Annotated in this window: 14 protein-coding genes; 4 read left to right on the forward strand and 10 right to left on the reverse strand. The window is 44.0% G+C overall.

Features of this window, described 5'->3' with window-relative positions; translation table 11 throughout:
* Positions 1-50: 50 nt before the first annotated feature.
* On the forward strand, positions 51-1,103 hold the full coding sequence (locus ACWGOO_RS15120) for an LLM class flavin-dependent oxidoreductase (protein WP_452484688.1): 1,053 nt from the start codon (positions 51-53) through the stop codon (positions 1,101-1,103).
* A gap of 153 nt (positions 1,104-1,256) precedes the next feature.
* On the opposite strand, the gene ACWGOO_RS15125 is transcribed toward ACWGOO_RS15120, so the two are convergent.
* From ACWGOO_RS15125 to ACWGOO_RS15140, 4 genes are all read right to left on the reverse strand, one after another.
* Positions 1,257-1,787: a DUF1036 domain-containing protein gene (locus tag ACWGOO_RS15125; protein ID WP_452484690.1), complete on the reverse strand. Its 531-nt coding sequence runs from the start codon at positions 1,785-1,787 to the stop codon at positions 1,257-1,259.
* A 60-nt stretch (positions 1,788-1,847) separates the two neighbouring features.
* Positions 1,848-3,356: an aminotransferase class V-fold PLP-dependent enzyme gene (locus ACWGOO_RS15130; RefSeq protein WP_452484692.1), complete on the reverse strand. Its 1,509-nt coding sequence runs from the start codon at positions 3,354-3,356 to the stop codon at positions 1,848-1,850.
* Between the two features lie 135 nt (positions 3,357-3,491).
* On the reverse strand, positions 3,492-3,968 hold the full coding sequence (locus ACWGOO_RS15135) for a DsrE/DsrF/DrsH-like family protein (protein WP_025686194.1): 477 nt from the start codon (positions 3,966-3,968) through the stop codon (positions 3,492-3,494).
* Between the two features lie 97 nt (positions 3,969-4,065).
* A complete protein-coding gene (locus ACWGOO_RS15140) occupies positions 4,066-4,704 on the reverse strand; it encodes a histidine phosphatase family protein (protein ID WP_137060870.1) in 639 nt (212 codons plus the stop codon).
* A gap of 276 nt (positions 4,705-4,980) precedes the next feature.
* Between ACWGOO_RS15140 and ACWGOO_RS15145 the strand changes: the two genes are divergently transcribed.
* Complete coding sequence (locus tag ACWGOO_RS15145; protein ID WP_452484694.1) at positions 4,981-5,940, forward strand: radical SAM protein; 960 nt, start codon at positions 4,981-4,983, stop codon at positions 5,938-5,940.
* A gap of 137 nt (positions 5,941-6,077) precedes the next feature.
* Here ACWGOO_RS15145 and ACWGOO_RS15150 read toward each other — a convergent pair whose 3' ends face one another.
* The 4 genes from ACWGOO_RS15150 to ACWGOO_RS15165 form a co-directional block, all read right to left on the reverse strand.
* A complete protein-coding gene (locus ACWGOO_RS15150) occupies positions 6,078-8,018 on the reverse strand; it encodes an FtsX-like permease family protein (RefSeq protein WP_452484696.1) in 1,941 nt (646 codons plus the stop codon).
* Positions 8,008-8,769, reverse strand: a complete 762-nt coding sequence (locus tag ACWGOO_RS15155; RefSeq protein WP_452484698.1) for an ABC transporter ATP-binding protein — start codon at positions 8,767-8,769, stop codon at positions 8,008-8,010. The genes ACWGOO_RS15150 and ACWGOO_RS15155 overlap by 11 nt, the downstream gene beginning before the upstream one ends.
* Positions 8,770-8,871: 102 nt before the next feature.
* On the reverse strand, positions 8,872-9,876 hold the full coding sequence (locus ACWGOO_RS15160; RefSeq protein WP_452484700.1) for a sensor histidine kinase: 1,005 nt from the start codon (positions 9,874-9,876) through the stop codon (positions 8,872-8,874).
* Complete coding sequence (locus ACWGOO_RS15165; RefSeq protein WP_452484702.1) at positions 9,869-10,564, reverse strand: response regulator; 696 nt, start codon at positions 10,562-10,564, stop codon at positions 9,869-9,871. Before ACWGOO_RS15165 ends, ACWGOO_RS15160 begins: the two co-directional genes overlap by 8 nt.
* A gap of 168 nt (positions 10,565-10,732) precedes the next feature.
* On the opposite strand from ACWGOO_RS15165, the gene ACWGOO_RS15170 reads away from it, so the two are divergent.
* Positions 10,733-11,362, forward strand: a complete 630-nt coding sequence (locus tag ACWGOO_RS15170; RefSeq protein WP_354450522.1) for a YfbR-like 5'-deoxynucleotidase — start codon at positions 10,733-10,735, stop codon at positions 11,360-11,362.
* A gap of 146 nt (positions 11,363-11,508) precedes the next feature.
* Here the strand turns inward: ACWGOO_RS15170 and ACWGOO_RS15175 are convergent, their stop codons facing one another.
* Positions 11,509-13,047 (reverse strand): FAD-dependent oxidoreductase, encoded by a 1,539-nt coding sequence (locus ACWGOO_RS15175; protein WP_452484704.1) that lies wholly within the window; start codon positions 13,045-13,047, stop codon positions 11,509-11,511.
* A 272-nt stretch (positions 13,048-13,319) separates the two neighbouring features.
* Here ACWGOO_RS15175 and ACWGOO_RS15180 point away from each other — a divergent pair, with 272 nt between their 5' ends.
* Positions 13,320-14,306 (forward strand): aldo/keto reductase, encoded by a 987-nt coding sequence (locus ACWGOO_RS15180; protein WP_452484706.1) that lies wholly within the window; start codon positions 13,320-13,322, stop codon positions 14,304-14,306.
* An 83-nt stretch (positions 14,307-14,389) separates the two neighbouring features.
* Here ACWGOO_RS15180 and ACWGOO_RS15185 read toward each other — a convergent pair whose 3' ends face one another.
* Complete coding sequence (locus tag ACWGOO_RS15185; protein ID WP_452484708.1) at positions 14,390-15,013, reverse strand: acetate uptake transporter; 624 nt, start codon at positions 15,011-15,013, stop codon at positions 14,390-14,392.
* Positions 15,014-15,132 lie beyond the last annotated feature (119 nt).

Raw genomic sequence — 15,132 nt, forward strand, 5'->3', positions numbered from 1 at the left:
GCTCGCAAACAGCCGATGGAAACGAGACATTGAATTAGGGGGCAGGGCAAGTGGAGATAGGTATCAGCACATTTGTAGAAACAACGCCGGATACACAGACGGCTGAGGTCATCAGTCATGCGCAACGAATACGTGAAGTTGTTGAGGAGATTGTGCTTGCAGATCGGGTAGGGCTGGATGTATATGGCGTGGGAGAGCATCATCGTAAAGATTATGCGGCATCTGCTCCTGCGGTAATACTAGCTGCTGCTGCTTCGCAGACCCGGCGGATTCGGCTGACCAGCGCGGTCACGGTGCTTTCCTCAGATGATCCGGTACGTGTATTTCAGGATTTTGCTACGCTGGACGGTATCTCGAATGGACGGGCTGAGATTATGGCAGGCCGGGGTTCTTTTATCGAATCATTTCCGCTGTTTGGCTATGATTTAGATAACTATGACGAACTGTTTGATGAAAAGCTGGAGCTGTTATTAAACATACGGGATTCTGAAAAAGTCACCTGGAAGGGCGGACATCGGCCTGCGATAAATAATCTGGGCGTGTATCCACGTCCGGTTCAAAATCCGTTGCCCGTATGGATTGGTAGCGGGGGCAATCAGGAATCTGTAGTCCGTGCCGGTTTACTTGGATTGCCGTTGGTTCTTGCGATTATTGGCGGTAGCCCTGTGCAGTTTGCGCCGCTTGTGGAGCTGTATAAAAAAGCGGCTGCGCACGCAGGGCACGACGCATCATTACTTCCGGTTGCATCACACTCACATGGTTTTATCGCAGAAAATACCGAGCTTGCAGCCGACAAGTTTTTCCCTTCCACCCAGCAGAGTATGAATGTGCTTGGGCGGGAGCGTGGATGGGGGCCTTACACTCGTTCCAGCTTTGATGCCGCGCGTAGCTTTGAAGGGGCGTTGTATGTAGGCGATCCCGATACGGTTGCCAAGAAAATCATTCACCTGCGCAAGCAGGTAGGCATTACACGCTTTCTATTGCACGTACCTGTAGGCACGATGCCGCACGAGGATGTCATGAGAGCCATTGAGCTATTGGGAACAGAGGTAGCGCCACGGGTTCGCGAGGAAATATCCAAGTGGGAAGCTGAGAGTAAATAAGTGGATTTACCTCCATAGATAAAAGAGAAAGGAGTAGACCCATGGGGATGAGGTCGCTCCTTTTTTGGTTCTAAAATAATCTGTATATGTGTGCTTGAAAAGGCAACTCTTTAGTTTGGCTTAGATAGCCTGTTTTCCGAGATGTTCAGTTATTTATTTCGTCCGTTTTTTGTGCGCGATGCGTTTCGGCAAATCAGGTGTCCCTTGTTTTAATCTTTTAGGTGTCTTAGGGACTCTACGTAAGGCAGGTTGTTCTTCTTTCGTTCTTGTAGGCAGTGTCGTACGAAGATTGCCAGATGCAGGTTTTCTTTGGCTACCACTCGTTATAAAGTCAATAGTGTGGTTCAAGACGAACGGGCCGACCGTGACTCTTCGCAGCCCCAGATTTCTACAAGTGGTGCAGCCCGTATTCCAGCACCAATGGAAGGCCTGCTGAGGAATTTGGGTGAAGTATGAACCCCGCCACTCGCGTCCAAAATGATCCTCGGCATAATAATAGAACGTGCGACCTCCTGCAAAACCACTCCAAACCTGAATGGTCTGACCGGGGTTAACACGGAACCAACCGGTTTTAGAGTAGTTGACAGGACTACAGCTGAAGTCCGGGTAGGCGTAGACAACATAGATAGCTGCATTGGTACTGTTGCGAAAATTGAGACCCACTGTCGTCACTTCTTTCCTCATATATTAATCTCACTGTGTATAGTATGAGAATTTTGAAAGTGGGGAGTGGACAAAGGTTTCTTAATCGCTAAAATTGAACCATTTGCTGACGTCTATTTTTCTTTGTTCATACCTATATCGCCACTCGTTGGAGTCGGGTTGATACGTATAATCCTTTTGCCACGCTATGATATTTTCCACAACCGTTTGTATGGAAGAGATCAGATAGGAGACTTCCTGATTCGTCATCATGGGATGGAGGGACAGGCGCACCCAGCCGGGTTTTCTCGATAGATCTCCCGCATGGATGAGGTCTGACATTTGATTAGAGGTTTGTTGGTCAATACCCAGCAAATAGTGTCCATACGCTCCTGCACAGGAGCAGCCGCCGCGGACCTGGATTCCGAACCGATCATTCAGTAATTTTACAATCAGATTGTAGTGGATATGGTTGACAACGAAAGAAACGATTCCGAGCCGCTCTTGGCTTCTTCCACCTAAAACGTGCAGGCCTGGTATTTTGTCCAACCCGTTTAACAATAACGGCGTTAGTTCCTTTTCGCGCTCTAAGATTCGTTTTTGGCCCATCTGTTCTTTCAGTTGAATGCAGAGCGCCGTTCGAATGGCCTGTAGAAAGGCAGGAGTTCCCCCATCCTCGCGCGCCTCGATATTGTCTTTATATGCGTACCCACCCCAAGGGTTGGTCCAGCTTACCGTACCGCCACCAGGCTGATCCGGGGCATGGTTGGAGCTTAGCCTCGAATCCATGATTAAGACGCCGCTTGTACCGGGCCCGCCGAGAAATTTGTGGGGAGAAAATACAATCCCGTCCAGTTTTTCAAGGGGCTCTGTGGGGTGCATGTTGATCTCGGCATAAGGAGCGTTTGCGGAAAAATCAATGAAACAAACGCCGCCATGTTCATGCATTTTGCGAGATAGCCGGTAAATCGGCGGTTCAAACCCAGTAACATTGGAACAGGCTGTAAAAGCGCCGATCTTGATTGGGCGATGACGGAATTGAATCAGTAAGCGTTCCAGATTTGCAGGATCAACGGTACCACTGGGACCGGAAGGAATGCACACGACGTCTCCAATCGTTTCCGCCCAGGAGATATGATTCGAGTGATGCTCCATATGGGTGACAAAAATAACGGGACGTTCTTTTTCAGCGATAGGGTAGTGATGCTTTAATTTTTCATGTATTTTCAAACCCAGCATGCGTTGAAGCTTATTTATTGCCCCTGTCATACCGGACCCGGCAAACAGAATGATATCGTGTTCGTCAGCATGGACGTGGTTCTTAATGATTCGCTTCGCCTCTTCGTAGGCTTGAGTCATTAGGGTACCTGTCAAATTAGACTCCGTATGGGTATTCGCTACAAAAGGGCCAAAATCGTTAGCTATTTTGGACTCAATAGGTCCATACAGACGGCCGCTGGCGGCCCAATCCGCATACATCAGCTTTTTTTGCCCGTATGGGGATTCAAAGGTTTGATGATATCCGATCGTGCCTTCCCGATACCGTGTGAAATAAGCCTCGCTAGAAGGCTGATACGCACTATTGTTGCTTCCGATTCGAGCCTTGAGCATACGGGCGCCTCCCATGTGGTTCTGTCATTCTAGGGTACGTAGGAAGACCTAAATGGGTTAAGAAAAATAGGCGAATGTCATCCTTTTGTCAAAATAAAAGCCTCATCCGAGAGTCGGACAAGGCGTGCGTACATCTTATATGAACAGCTGCATATCGGATTCGAGCGCGTCTTTGAGATACGTTTTAGCCTCGATAATTTCTAGTTCAGGTATGAATTCTTCGGGTTTAAAACCCATAATGTCCACGGATAGCTTACAGGCATAAAATTTGACGTTCTTTTTCCGTGCCCCCTTCAAGAAATGAATCAGTTTCGGGGCTTCGTTATCTTCGATCATTTCCGTCAGCATCAGCTTGCCCAGACCGCTAAAATTCATTTTGGACAACGGCAGCTCCTCGGGTCCTTTTGGAGTCATCCAGCCCATGATTTTTTCATAAATCGTCTTGTCCTCAAGTGTCATCTTATCAGGATCACGAACCAGAAATAGTCCCCAGAATGCGAAAAACATCGTCACGTCCACGTCCAATTCCCGAGCCGTATTCGCCAAAATCAGTCCAGCCATCGCCTTATCGTAATCCCCGCTGAACATGAGCAGGTTCATCTTTTTGTCCACTACATTCCGCCTCCATTACCAACAGATATATTCAGTATGGATTTGGAAATGAAAACTATGCATGGTTCACTGTGTTGTCTGAAGCCGCAAATTTTTCTCACGGCACACTCGACAACTCAGCAAAAGATATCCTGTCTACAATATCAAAACCGTTTCCCTGTCCTCTGGGCTTCACAACTACAGTACCCAAGTTCGGAATCTCGCCCAAACCAATGCCTTGAGGGAAACTGTGAGCAATGATAACTTTGTTGGTCCCGGAAGGTGGAACTTTCTCTAACACAGAAGTCAGTTCGGCTAATGTACTTTCCTTCTCTGCTGCGGTTACATCCCCACTTAGATTGTAAATTCTAACCCAGAAGGGATCTACATGAACATTTTCTGCTCCAAAAGCTAATTCTGCCGTTTCCCTTGTTCGACAAAAGGGACTTGCTATAACTGGAGTTTGAATGGGGATTTGTAAGCTCTTTATCCTTTCCCCAAAAAGTAAGGCTTGTCTTTTACCTTCCTCGGAAAGATTCCTTTGGAGTGAGCAATCGCCTAAGACGAGATTAGGTTGATCTTCTCCTAGCGTTGCTTCACCGTGCCTAACGAACAGAATGTATCCACCCTGACGAAGAGAACTTAGTAACTCTGGTTTAACTGGTCTAGCTTCCGCTGTATTACCAGCTGCTCCCACGATTTGTATCGGAGTCATAAGGAGTAAAGAAAGCATGCATGCATAAACTAACCTTTTCATCTTCGCATCTCTCCCCCTAAGAATACAATTTTGAGATATAGTATATGTATTGAGGGAAGAAAAAAAACGGGGAATAGTATAAGTTATTGTTTTCATAGGCTAGGCGGTATGCTTCCAATCCTTTTCTACGCCTTTTCTGGAGTTCCCTACCCAAAACATGACGCTACTTATGTAACGGTTCGCCGTTAGCAATGTCATATCTCTAAGCTGCTCCTATTCTGTATAATCTCAAAGGTATTTAAGACACAAGCCTGAGATCGGGAGGATCATGAGAAAGTGAGTATAGAGAACAAATATAAAGCACTTGAACTGGAAAAGCCGGGCATCTACGAGCTGGAGGGATTGGAAGTCGGGGTCACCTCCAATTGCAACTTCAAGTGTGATTATTGCTGCGCATATCAGCGAAACGACGGGCAATGCATCAGCAGCAATGAGGTCATTGGTATTATTGATGACATTCCAACGTTAAAACGTGTGCGACTGTCCGGGGGAGAAGTGACCTTGAAGTATGAGGATTGTCTGCACATTGTGACTCATTGTTCAAGCAAGGGAATCGCAACCCAACTTAATACCAATGCCAGCTTGCTCAGCCCTGAACGAATTGAGAGACTGCGTGACGCGGGACTTTCCAACATCCATATCTCCTTCAACTTCACAGACGCCGATAAATATGCAGCCTATTATCATGTTCATCCTCGCATGTATGAGACAATCGTACAGAATATTCGATTATGTACCGAAGCCAAGCTGGAAACGGTGCTGGAGACTTTGCTATTTGCCGAGACGCAGAACAATATGCCGGCGATCAGTGAAAAAGTATATGAACTCGGTGTACGAATTCATGAAATCCAAAACAGCATCGTGATGGATCATACCAACTGGAACGCCATCTCCACTAAGGAAGCACTTGTCCATTCCGTCCATGACTTGATTGCACATAAAAAGGACGATACCGTGCTGTATTTCACCTGTATGGATCGTTTCGCAGAAGCTTTAGGCTTCAAGGAGCAGCCGGGCGTATATTTTTCCAACTGTGTTGATGGTAAAAAGCAGCTTCATCTTCATGGGAACGGGGATATCCTGATTTGTGAGCTATGTCATCCTGTTGTTATCGGCAATATCTACAATGGAACGTCCTTAAAGGATATTTACAAACATAAACCGAAGCCGCTTCAAGAGTTTCTCGACAAACTGCCTTGTCCTGCATATGATGCACTTTTCCCTGTGAAAAGCTGAGAGAGGAAAGATGTAAGCAACAGAATAGACCGTCCTTAAAAGCGGCTGTTGCTAAAGAGCAGGGATGTTAACGCATCCTTGCTCTTTCTTTATTATGTTCTTCTTAACCAGTGCTTTCGCCTGGAGTTTTTGACCGATTATAGTGCTGCTTTAATGACTTTTTTATAATACAGGATGGACAGTATACCGAAAATGGAATATAAGGCGGTGTATAGTACCATAACGATGATCATAGGCATCCAAATTTCAGTTCCAAACAAGAACCAGCCGGATTGGACGGCGAAATAGCTGTGTGACAGGCCGATCACTAATGGAATGCCGAAGTTAAAGATTTGTTTTATTTTAATGCCTCTAAGCAGGTCACCTTGTGTGAACCCCAACTTTCTTAATACGGTATAATTGGCTTTTTCGTCTTCGCTTTCATCCATTTGCTTAAAGTAAAGGATACAGCCTGATGTAATGAGAAAGGTGAGCCCTAAAAAGCCAACTACAAACATAATCACTCCCATGTTTCTCTTCTGATTATTGCTCATTTCAAGGCGTGATGTTTGTTGATCATTAAAATTTGCAGCTGTAAAGAGGCGATTTGCTTCTTCAATCTGTTCTGCATTAATCATATCAATTCCAATATATAAGGATGATTTCTTTTGAATCTCAGGATTTATATCTTTCTTTAACCGCTCAAATATGGTTTCGTCTACAATGGCAGTGGGTAGTCCCCCGGCTGTAAAATAGTAGGGAATAATATAGTCCTTTTTTAGACCCAAATATTGTTGGTGTATGACTTCTTTTTTTCCCTTCAAATCCAATGGACCAGAGTTTTTCAAGGACATGAATTTCTGTAACAGATCGTTATAGCCCGTTAAAACCGTTTGACCTGGAGATACATCCGTACCCTCCACAGATTGATCGCTTATGACAGGCAGCGTCATGGAATTCGCACCGATATTTAATCCTTTTAGAGGTGTCTCCATGATTTGTGCTGTGTTCACACTGACTTGAATGACTTCAATTTTCTTTTCACGATACTGTATATCATGCTCCTGAAGTAACGTTTTGAATTTCTCTGCATCCGGTACATTCGTCATTGCAAAATGGGAAGGCACATTGTCCTCAGCTGCTTTATCCGCAGAATAATAGGCAATATAGCTTAGGGAGAGTAAACCGATCGCAAGTGCCGATACCGTCGTAATAATGGTCAACAACAAAGCATTCGATTTCATGCGGAACATAATGGATGAGAGAGACAGCACCTCATTGATGTTTAAATAGCCGCCTTTACTTTTTCTAATGATATTGGAAATAAAGCGGATGGATCCTTTATAAAAAAGAAGTGTTCCGATGATGACAGAGCCTAGAATAAACACCATAGCCATAAATAATTCATTCATGGATGTAGAGTCTCCACTAAACAATTTGGAAGAAACATAGTATCCTGAAGCGATGAAAGAGACTCCAATGATCCCAATGATCATCTCAAAGATAGATATTTTCTTGATTTTCCCTTCGGTGGTTGAGGTCACTCTGAACAAAGACAAAATACTCTGTCTTTTGATAAAGGAATAATTCATGATCATAATCAACAGGTAGATGATACAAAAAACGATGAGTGTTTGAACAAGTGCTTGGTTAGAGAAATATAGAGTGGCAATGGCTTCGACGCCCGTCGTCTTAAATAAAATCATGATCACTAATTTGGAAAATGAAAATCCAACCACAATGCCGATGAATAGGGAACTGAAGTATAGAATTAAATTCTCCGCACTCAGGATGCGAAAAATTTTATTTTTGGTCATTCCGATTAATTGAAATAGGCCAATTTCTTTACTGCGTCTTTTTATAAAAATATTATTAGCATACAAAAGGAAGATGCAGACAATGGCCACCAGTAAAATGGATGCTGTCCGTATGGAAGCCGCACCTTTAACCGAACCCTTCACTTCATCCATGGAGGGATCGTATTGTAATGTGACAAAAGCGAAATAGAGCGCAACACTGAAAATGAGAGCAAAGACATACAGGTAATAATTTTTCAGGTTTTTTTTCAAATTCTTTAATATGAGTTGATTAATGTTCATATTGAACCCCACCTAAGACCCCTTGGGTTTTCATGATATCCTGGAAGAAGCTTTGTCTTTCCTGCTCACCTTTATGAAGCTGCGTATACATTTGTCCATCCTTAATAAAAATGACCCGACTGCAATGGCTGGCAGCAACAGGATCGTGCGTGACCATAATAATGGTTGCCTTGCGCTTTTGGTTTAATTGGCCCAGCTTGTTTAATAAATCCGAAGCCGATTTGGAATCCAGCGCACCCGTAGGTTCATCGGCAAAAATAATACTGGGCTCATGAATAAACGCTCTGGCCGCAGATGTACGCTGTTTCTGTCCGCCCGAGATTTCATTAGGGTACTTATCTTTAAGCTCATAAATCCCCAGCTCTGTAGCCACTTCCTGAAATCTTCGGTTGGCTTCTTTTTTAGGCGTTTTGGTGATGGATAAGGGGAGGAGAATGTTTTCCTTCACGGTTAGCGTATCCAGCAGGTTATACTCTTGAAAAATAAAGCCTAAATGCTTTTTGCGGAATTCGGCCAGCTGCTTTTCCTTCATTTTTGTCATTTCGATGTCATTGATTTTAATGGACCCGTGGCTCACCTGATCAATGGAGGAAAGGACATTGAGCAGAGTGGTTTTACCTGAACCGGAGGCTCCCATAATACTGACAAATTCCCCTTCTTCAATATGGATATCAATTCCTTTTAATACCTCTTGAATATTTAGTTTGTTGCCGTAGCTCTTATGAATTTTATTTGCTTCTAAAATATTCACTTCGACGCACTCCTTATTGTTCTTGTAGCTTTATTATAAAAATAGGGCCGTTGTTTTTCCTTTGATTGGGCGAACAATACATAAAAGCATGTGACATCTCTGTCACATGCTCACCATACTCACGAAATCATTTCGTTTGGGAAAAATTAAAGTGAAGGTTGTACCCGCGTTCGGTTTGGAGTGCACATCTATATGTATAAGTAAGGACTTTGCTGCCTTTTTCGTTAGATATAACCCCATGCCCGTTGAAGTATGATCAGAATGTTGGGTCGTGGATGTAAAACCTTTCTCGAAAATACGGGGTACATCCTTCGGATCAATACCGCGACCAAAGTCTTGGACCTCAAGCCGTATTCGATCCTTTTGTTCACAGCTGTGAATGATAATATCACTGGCATCGCTATATTTGATGGCATTGGTTAAGAGCTGTCTGACGATAAAAGCAAGCCATTTGGCATCACTCAGCACTTCCATTTGCTCAAGTTGGATGTCAAAACCGATCCCTTTTTGGATGCACCATGACTGTAAGGCTTTGATCTCTTTAAAAACCAGAGATTTTAAATCCACTTGCTCGACATACAAATCATTTTCAATAAAAGATATGCGTTTTTGATGGAGCTGCTGGTCCAGCAGCAAGTGAATTCGTAGCCATTCATAGGTTAACTGAGCCTTTAGGGATTTGTCATCCAATCGCTCAATCATCAAATGCATGGCGGTCAAAGGTGTTTTTACCTCATGAATCCAGGATAATAGTTCATCTTTTTCGTGTTCCAGGGTCAATTGATTTTGCGAGATGATCTGTTGTAGCCGTTCGGTCTGGTCAGTGATTTTTTGTTCAATGATTTGCTCAAATGGACTCTCCGGTTCGCCTATACCCGTTAATTCGAGAGGGCCCTGCCATTCTTCTAGTGATGTATAGAATTTGGTTTCCTTGAGATAGCGAATGATTAAAAAAACCAAGAAAATCATCATAGATAAGAAGACAATATAAAGGATCGGCATCAACGGGATTGCCGCATCCACATAAGCAATGAACAGGATCAGGAATTGCTGACACAGAAACAGTAGAATCCAGCTCCGCCTTTCCATTAGATATTTTTTAATCATAGGCAGGTGCCTCTTCTGTAGCCATGTAGCCTTGTCCCACCTTCGTTTCAATGAAACGGCCCAAATCCAGCTCATCCAGTTTTTTTCGCAGGCGATTCAAGTTGACGGTTAAGGTGTTGTCGCTGACAAAACGTTCATCATCCCATAGGCTTTTAATTAATTCCTCCCGGGCGACAATTTTATTTTTTTGCTCGATGAGCAGTTTTAGAATGAAAATTTCGTTCTTGGTTAATTCGATGGACCCGGCTTCATTGGCAACTACATTTTTTTCATAATCCACCGTGGCCCCGCACCATGTTTTCAGGGAGACGGGTTCTGTATTGTAATTATATACACGGCGAAGAGTCGCCTGTAATTTGGCAATGAGTACATCAAAATGGAACGGTTTTTGGATAAAATCATCAGCTCCAAGCTGCATGGACATTACCATATCCGTAGGGTGATCACGGGATGATAAAAAAAGGATAGGGATGTTAGAGTGAGATCGAATCATTCGACACCAATGAAACCCATCAAATTTTGGCAATTGAATATCAATGACGACCAGATCAGGCTTTATGGCTGAGAATTCCTGAATTACTTTACTAAAGTCCTGAATACCATACACATCATAGGCCCATTGAGTTAACCTGTCCTTCATTTCATAGAACAAAGTTTTATCATCTTCAATTAGCAAGATTTTGAACAACGATTTCACCACTTTTTACTTTTTTATATAAATTGTATAGCAAAATTAGTTTATGTGCTATATGTGTGAGTCTCCACTTTATACTGCGCTAATCTGTAGTTAATAGTTGAGGCCTATAGTAGGATCTATATCCACAAATATCATATAAACTAAAGGATGGATGCAAGCATGGGGATTCATACGTATTTTCGGTCACTAAATGAGTTGGAAAGGATCATCCGTTGTCCTGGTAAATTTAAATTTGAGGAACATAGCGTATCTGCTCATTCCTGGAAGGTTGTACAATATGCCAAAACACTGGCCGATATCGAAGAGAGAAACGGCGTAAGCATTGACTGGAAAAAGCTTTACGAGATCACAAGTAGCCACGATTATGGGGAGATTTTTATTGGAGACATTAAAACACCAGTCAAACATTCCTCCAGGCAGCTTCGGTTATTAATCCAGCAGGTCGAAGAGGGCATGATTGAGTATTTTATTGAAGAGAACATTCCAGAGGATTTCAAAGCCATTTTCCGCAGACAGCTCCGAGAAGGCAAAGACAATTCAGTAGAAGGTTTAATCCTTGAAGTTGCTGACAAGATGGATCAGGTGTACGAAGCATTTGCCGAGCTACAGCGGGGAAATACCGAAAAAGAATTTATAGTCATGTATCGTAATGCGCTTGTGAAAATTAAAAATATTCAATTAAAATGTGTTGATTATTTTCTGGAACATATTTTGCCGGATATGGTTAAGGAAGAAACGCCATCATCCATTGATATTAAAAAGATTACGGAAGAAGCCTTGGCTCTGTAAATGAATTGCCTCACCGTTCAGAAGCTACAGCAGCGCTTCTGTTCATACATAATGATGTTCATTTCTGCTTGCAATGCAGTCACGAAAAAAAGAGCAATAAGGGACAGTGATTGAACTGTTCTTATTGCTCTCTTGGGTTGATGGTGCTATTCGAATTCAACCTTGCCAAGTGATTTTTTGGCCGGTCCTTCGATTACTTCGCCTTGATAGGAATAGCGAGAGCCATGGCACGGGCAATCCCATGTTCTTTCCGCCTCGTTCCACTCGACTTCGCAGCCCATATGGGTGCAAGTTGTGTCCACTAGGTGCAATGCTCCTTGCAGATCTCGGTAAGCGCCCGCCCTTTTGCTATTTACCTGGATGACCGCTCCTTCGTCGTGCTGTAGTTCTTCGGCTTTTTTCTGGATCATTTCCAACTTTCCAGCAATCAAGTGTTTAGCCACATTCGCATTTTGTGTCACGAATGTTTTAATGTCGGGGTCCATATGAAACCTTGAGGGGGAGAAAAGATCCTGGTACGAGCTTTCCTTTCTGGTAATCAGATTCGTATTTAATAAAGCTGCCGCCACACTTGTGGTCATCCCCCATTTTCTATAACCCGTAGCCACAAAGATGTTAGGAATGGTGGATAGCTCCTGTCCAATATAGGGGAGCTTGTCTAGCGTATACAAGTCTTGGGCTGACCAGCGATACATGATTTCCTTTAATCCAAATGTTTGCTCTGCGAACTTTTCTAGAGCTTCATAGTACTGGAAGGTGCAGATTCCTTGGCCTGTTTTGTGGCCTTCCCCGCCGACGATGACCATCGGTTCTCCCTTTACCAGTACCGAGCGAAGCGAACGTTTTGGGGTTTCCGCACTTAGGTACATACCACCCGGATAGATTCTGTCGGTCTTGACGGCTAGTACATAAGAACGCTCGGCATGCAATCGCGCAAAATAAAGACTGTTTGGATCATTGAATGGAAAATGCGAGGAGGACACGACATGGTTGCAGGTAATTTTATGTCCGTCGTTTGTTTTAATGATAGCAGGGTTTCCTTTTTCCACACCTACAACGGTGGTTTGCTCATAAATTTTCCCGCCTTGACGGATGACTTGATTTGCCAAATACCTTAAGAAAGGAACCGGATTAAACTGGGCCTGGTTTTTCATCATAATAGCTGCTTTAGTTGAAAACGGCAGAGGCGTTTGCTCGACATAACTTCCCGAGATGCCCAATTCTTCGTAGGCTTTATATTCGGCAGCGATTTTCTCCACATACGTATCTGCACATGTATAAACGTAGGCATCTTCTTCTGTAAATTGACAATCGATATTGTATTCCTCTACCGTTTGTTTAATGAATTGAAGAGCGTCACGGTTGGCTTCGTAATAGAGCCGGGTTTTCTCCTTGCCAAAATGTGAAAGAAACTCGCCGTAGATCAAGTCATGCTGCGCGGTTATTTTGGCGGTAGTATGGCCCGTTGTTCCATGAAGTATCCGCCCTGCGTCGACGACTGCGACGTTTAGTCCTTTTTTAGAAAGTAAATAAGCAGTGGTAATACCGGTGATCCCCGCACCTACAATGGCAACATCCACCTGAATATCCCCACTAAGCTTGGGAAAACTGGGGATGTCAGTTGAAGCTAACCAATACGATTTCGGAAATTGCGGAAATTTTGTATGAGATTCATTTTGATCCATTATTACAACCGACCCCTTTGATTACACTTTATGTTTATTATTTCTATTTAAGGATTTTATATTCACTAAACGATACTCTGCATGATAAATTTTCCTGTACCTTCCAGGCTTTTTAGTGTTGGCTTTCACTCCTGAAAATTAAAAATTCACCTGAATCATTTGATATAGAGCGTGTAATTAGACAATGTTTGACTTTAAGTAGTAATATACTGGATGTAACGTGATGGTGATTAGAAAGGCCGATGGCATTCTTTTGATAGGAGTGATGGAAATTGAAAAAGAAACAACTGGGTAAAAGTGACCTTCAAGTATCTGCACTGGGTCTGGGCTGCATGGGAATGTCCGAATTTTATGGTGAGTTGAATGATCAGGAGTCGATCAAAACGCTTCATCGTGCGTTGGAGTTGGGGATCAACTTCTGGGATACAGCGGATGTCTATGGTGTGGGAGAAAATGAAAAACTGATCAGTGAAGTTCTGCGAAGCCACCGGGATGAGGTGGTATTGGCTACGAAATTCTCCATTATGCGCGGAGCGGACGGGGCATTCTTGGGTGTCAACGGCCGTCCTGAATATGTAAAACAGGCATGTGACCGCAGCCTGCAAAGACTGGGAGTCGATGTCATTGATTTGTACTACCAGCACCGTGTCGATCCGAATGTACCTATTGAGGAAACGGTCGGCGCGATGAGTGACTTGGTTCAGGCGGGAAAAGTCCGCTATTTGGGGCTGTCCGAAGCTTCTCCTGCACTCATTCGGCGTGCTCACAAGGTTCACCCGATCACGGCCCTACAAACGGAATACTCTTTATGGAGCCGGGAAGCGGAAGATGAAGTTATACCCGCTTGTAAGGAGTTGGGAATCGAATTTGTAGCGTACAGTCCGCTGGGACGCGGCTTTTTGAGCGGGCAAATTCAGAAGTTTGATGATTTTGCAGAAAATGATTTCCGTCGCACCGTGCCACGCTTTCAGCCTGAGAATTTCCAGAAAAATCTCGATCTCGTACAGCATATTAAGGACCTCGCTGCTCAAAAAGGGGTCAAGCCTTCTCAACTGGCCTTGGCATGGCTGCTTGCGCAAGAGGGAATTGTACCGATTCCAGGCACCAAGCGGGTTGCTTATTTAGAGGAAAATGCGGGGGCAGTCGATATCGCTTTATCTACGGAGGAAATGGGAAATATTAATGAGATCATTCCCAAAGGGATGGCAGCTGGCCTTCGTTATGCGGCAGAGCGGATGCCGAGTTGGCAAGCCGAATAATTCCAATTTTATAACCCAAAAAGCCGTCCTTAACGCGGATCGGCGCGAAAGGCGGCTTTGCGGGGCTTACATATACAGTACAGCTAAGGGCGTGGCTTGAAAATACCGAAGGGACGTCCTACAGGCAGGAACGTACGACCAAAATGCGCATTCAGAACTGCGGCTCCTGTACCATACAGTGAGAGCAAAGCAATACCCATTTCTGCATAAGCTGCGAGGGTGTGGAACACCTCTGGAGCAACGCCGAATGCATCGAAGCTAAGACCCAGGAACAGGAAATCAATTAGGACAAAGATAAAGAACAGGACCTTATTCGTCTCCATCGCTCCAATGGTCATGAATAGCGTGAAGATGAGATAGCCCGCAAAGGCAAAACCGAGCTGCTTACCGTCTATAGCAGAAGCCAGCTCAGGGCCGAATACGCCCATTTTGATCATCCAGCTACTAGCTACGGCTAACCAGAAGAAAGCGTAAGCACCAAAAGCCGTCATGCCAAAGGTGTTGTTATGCTTTGCATCCTGAATGCAGGCAAACAGCTGTGCGAAGGCACCGAGGAAAATAGCCCAGGGGATGATAAAGCTCAAGCCCTCAGTGAGACCGAGCTTTTGGGATGAAGCGACAAGCGTTACAATAGCCAAGCCGAATAGACCGATCGCGCTTGGATCGGCTGTTACAATTTTTACGTTTGAATGAGATTCGTTTTGCATGAAAATAGCACCTCCAATAATGTTCAAGTACGTGTTAATCTGCCGATGCCAGAATCACATTATATATTGTAACGGAAACAGAGGAGCTAGCATAGTACGTAATTTTGCTACCGATTGCG

Source organism: Paenibacillus sp. NPDC055715, from assembly GCF_053617595.1.

What these genes read in the sequence shown, in the direction of transcription:
- ACWGOO_RS15170 (WP_354450522.1), top strand. Translation starts at nt 10,733, where the DNA reads ATGGGGATTCATACGTATTTTCGGTCACTAAATGAGTTGGAAAGGATC.
- ACWGOO_RS15175 (WP_452484704.1), bottom strand. Translation starts at nt 13,047, where the DNA reads ATGGATCAAAATGAATCTCATACAAAATTTCCGCAATTTCCGAAATCG.
- ACWGOO_RS15150 (WP_452484696.1), bottom strand. Translation starts at nt 8,018, where the DNA reads ATGAACATTAATCAACTCATATTAAAGAATTTGAAAAAAAACCTGAAA.
- ACWGOO_RS15160 (WP_452484700.1), bottom strand. Translation starts at nt 9,876, where the DNA reads ATGATTAAAAAATATCTAATGGAAAGGCGGAGCTGGATTCTACTGTTT.
- ACWGOO_RS15185 (WP_452484708.1), bottom strand. Translation starts at nt 15,013, where the DNA reads ATGCAAAACGAATCTCATTCAAACGTAAAAATTGTAACAGCCGATCCA.
- ACWGOO_RS15130 (WP_452484692.1), bottom strand. Translation starts at nt 3,356, where the DNA reads ATGCTCAAGGCTCGAATCGGAAGCAACAATAGTGCGTATCAGCCTTCT.
- ACWGOO_RS15125 (WP_452484690.1), bottom strand. Translation starts at nt 1,787, where the DNA reads ATGAGGAAAGAAGTGACGACAGTGGGTCTCAATTTTCGCAACAGTACC.
- ACWGOO_RS15140 (WP_137060870.1), bottom strand. Translation starts at nt 4,704, where the DNA reads ATGAAAAGGTTAGTTTATGCATGCATGCTTTCTTTACTCCTTATGACT.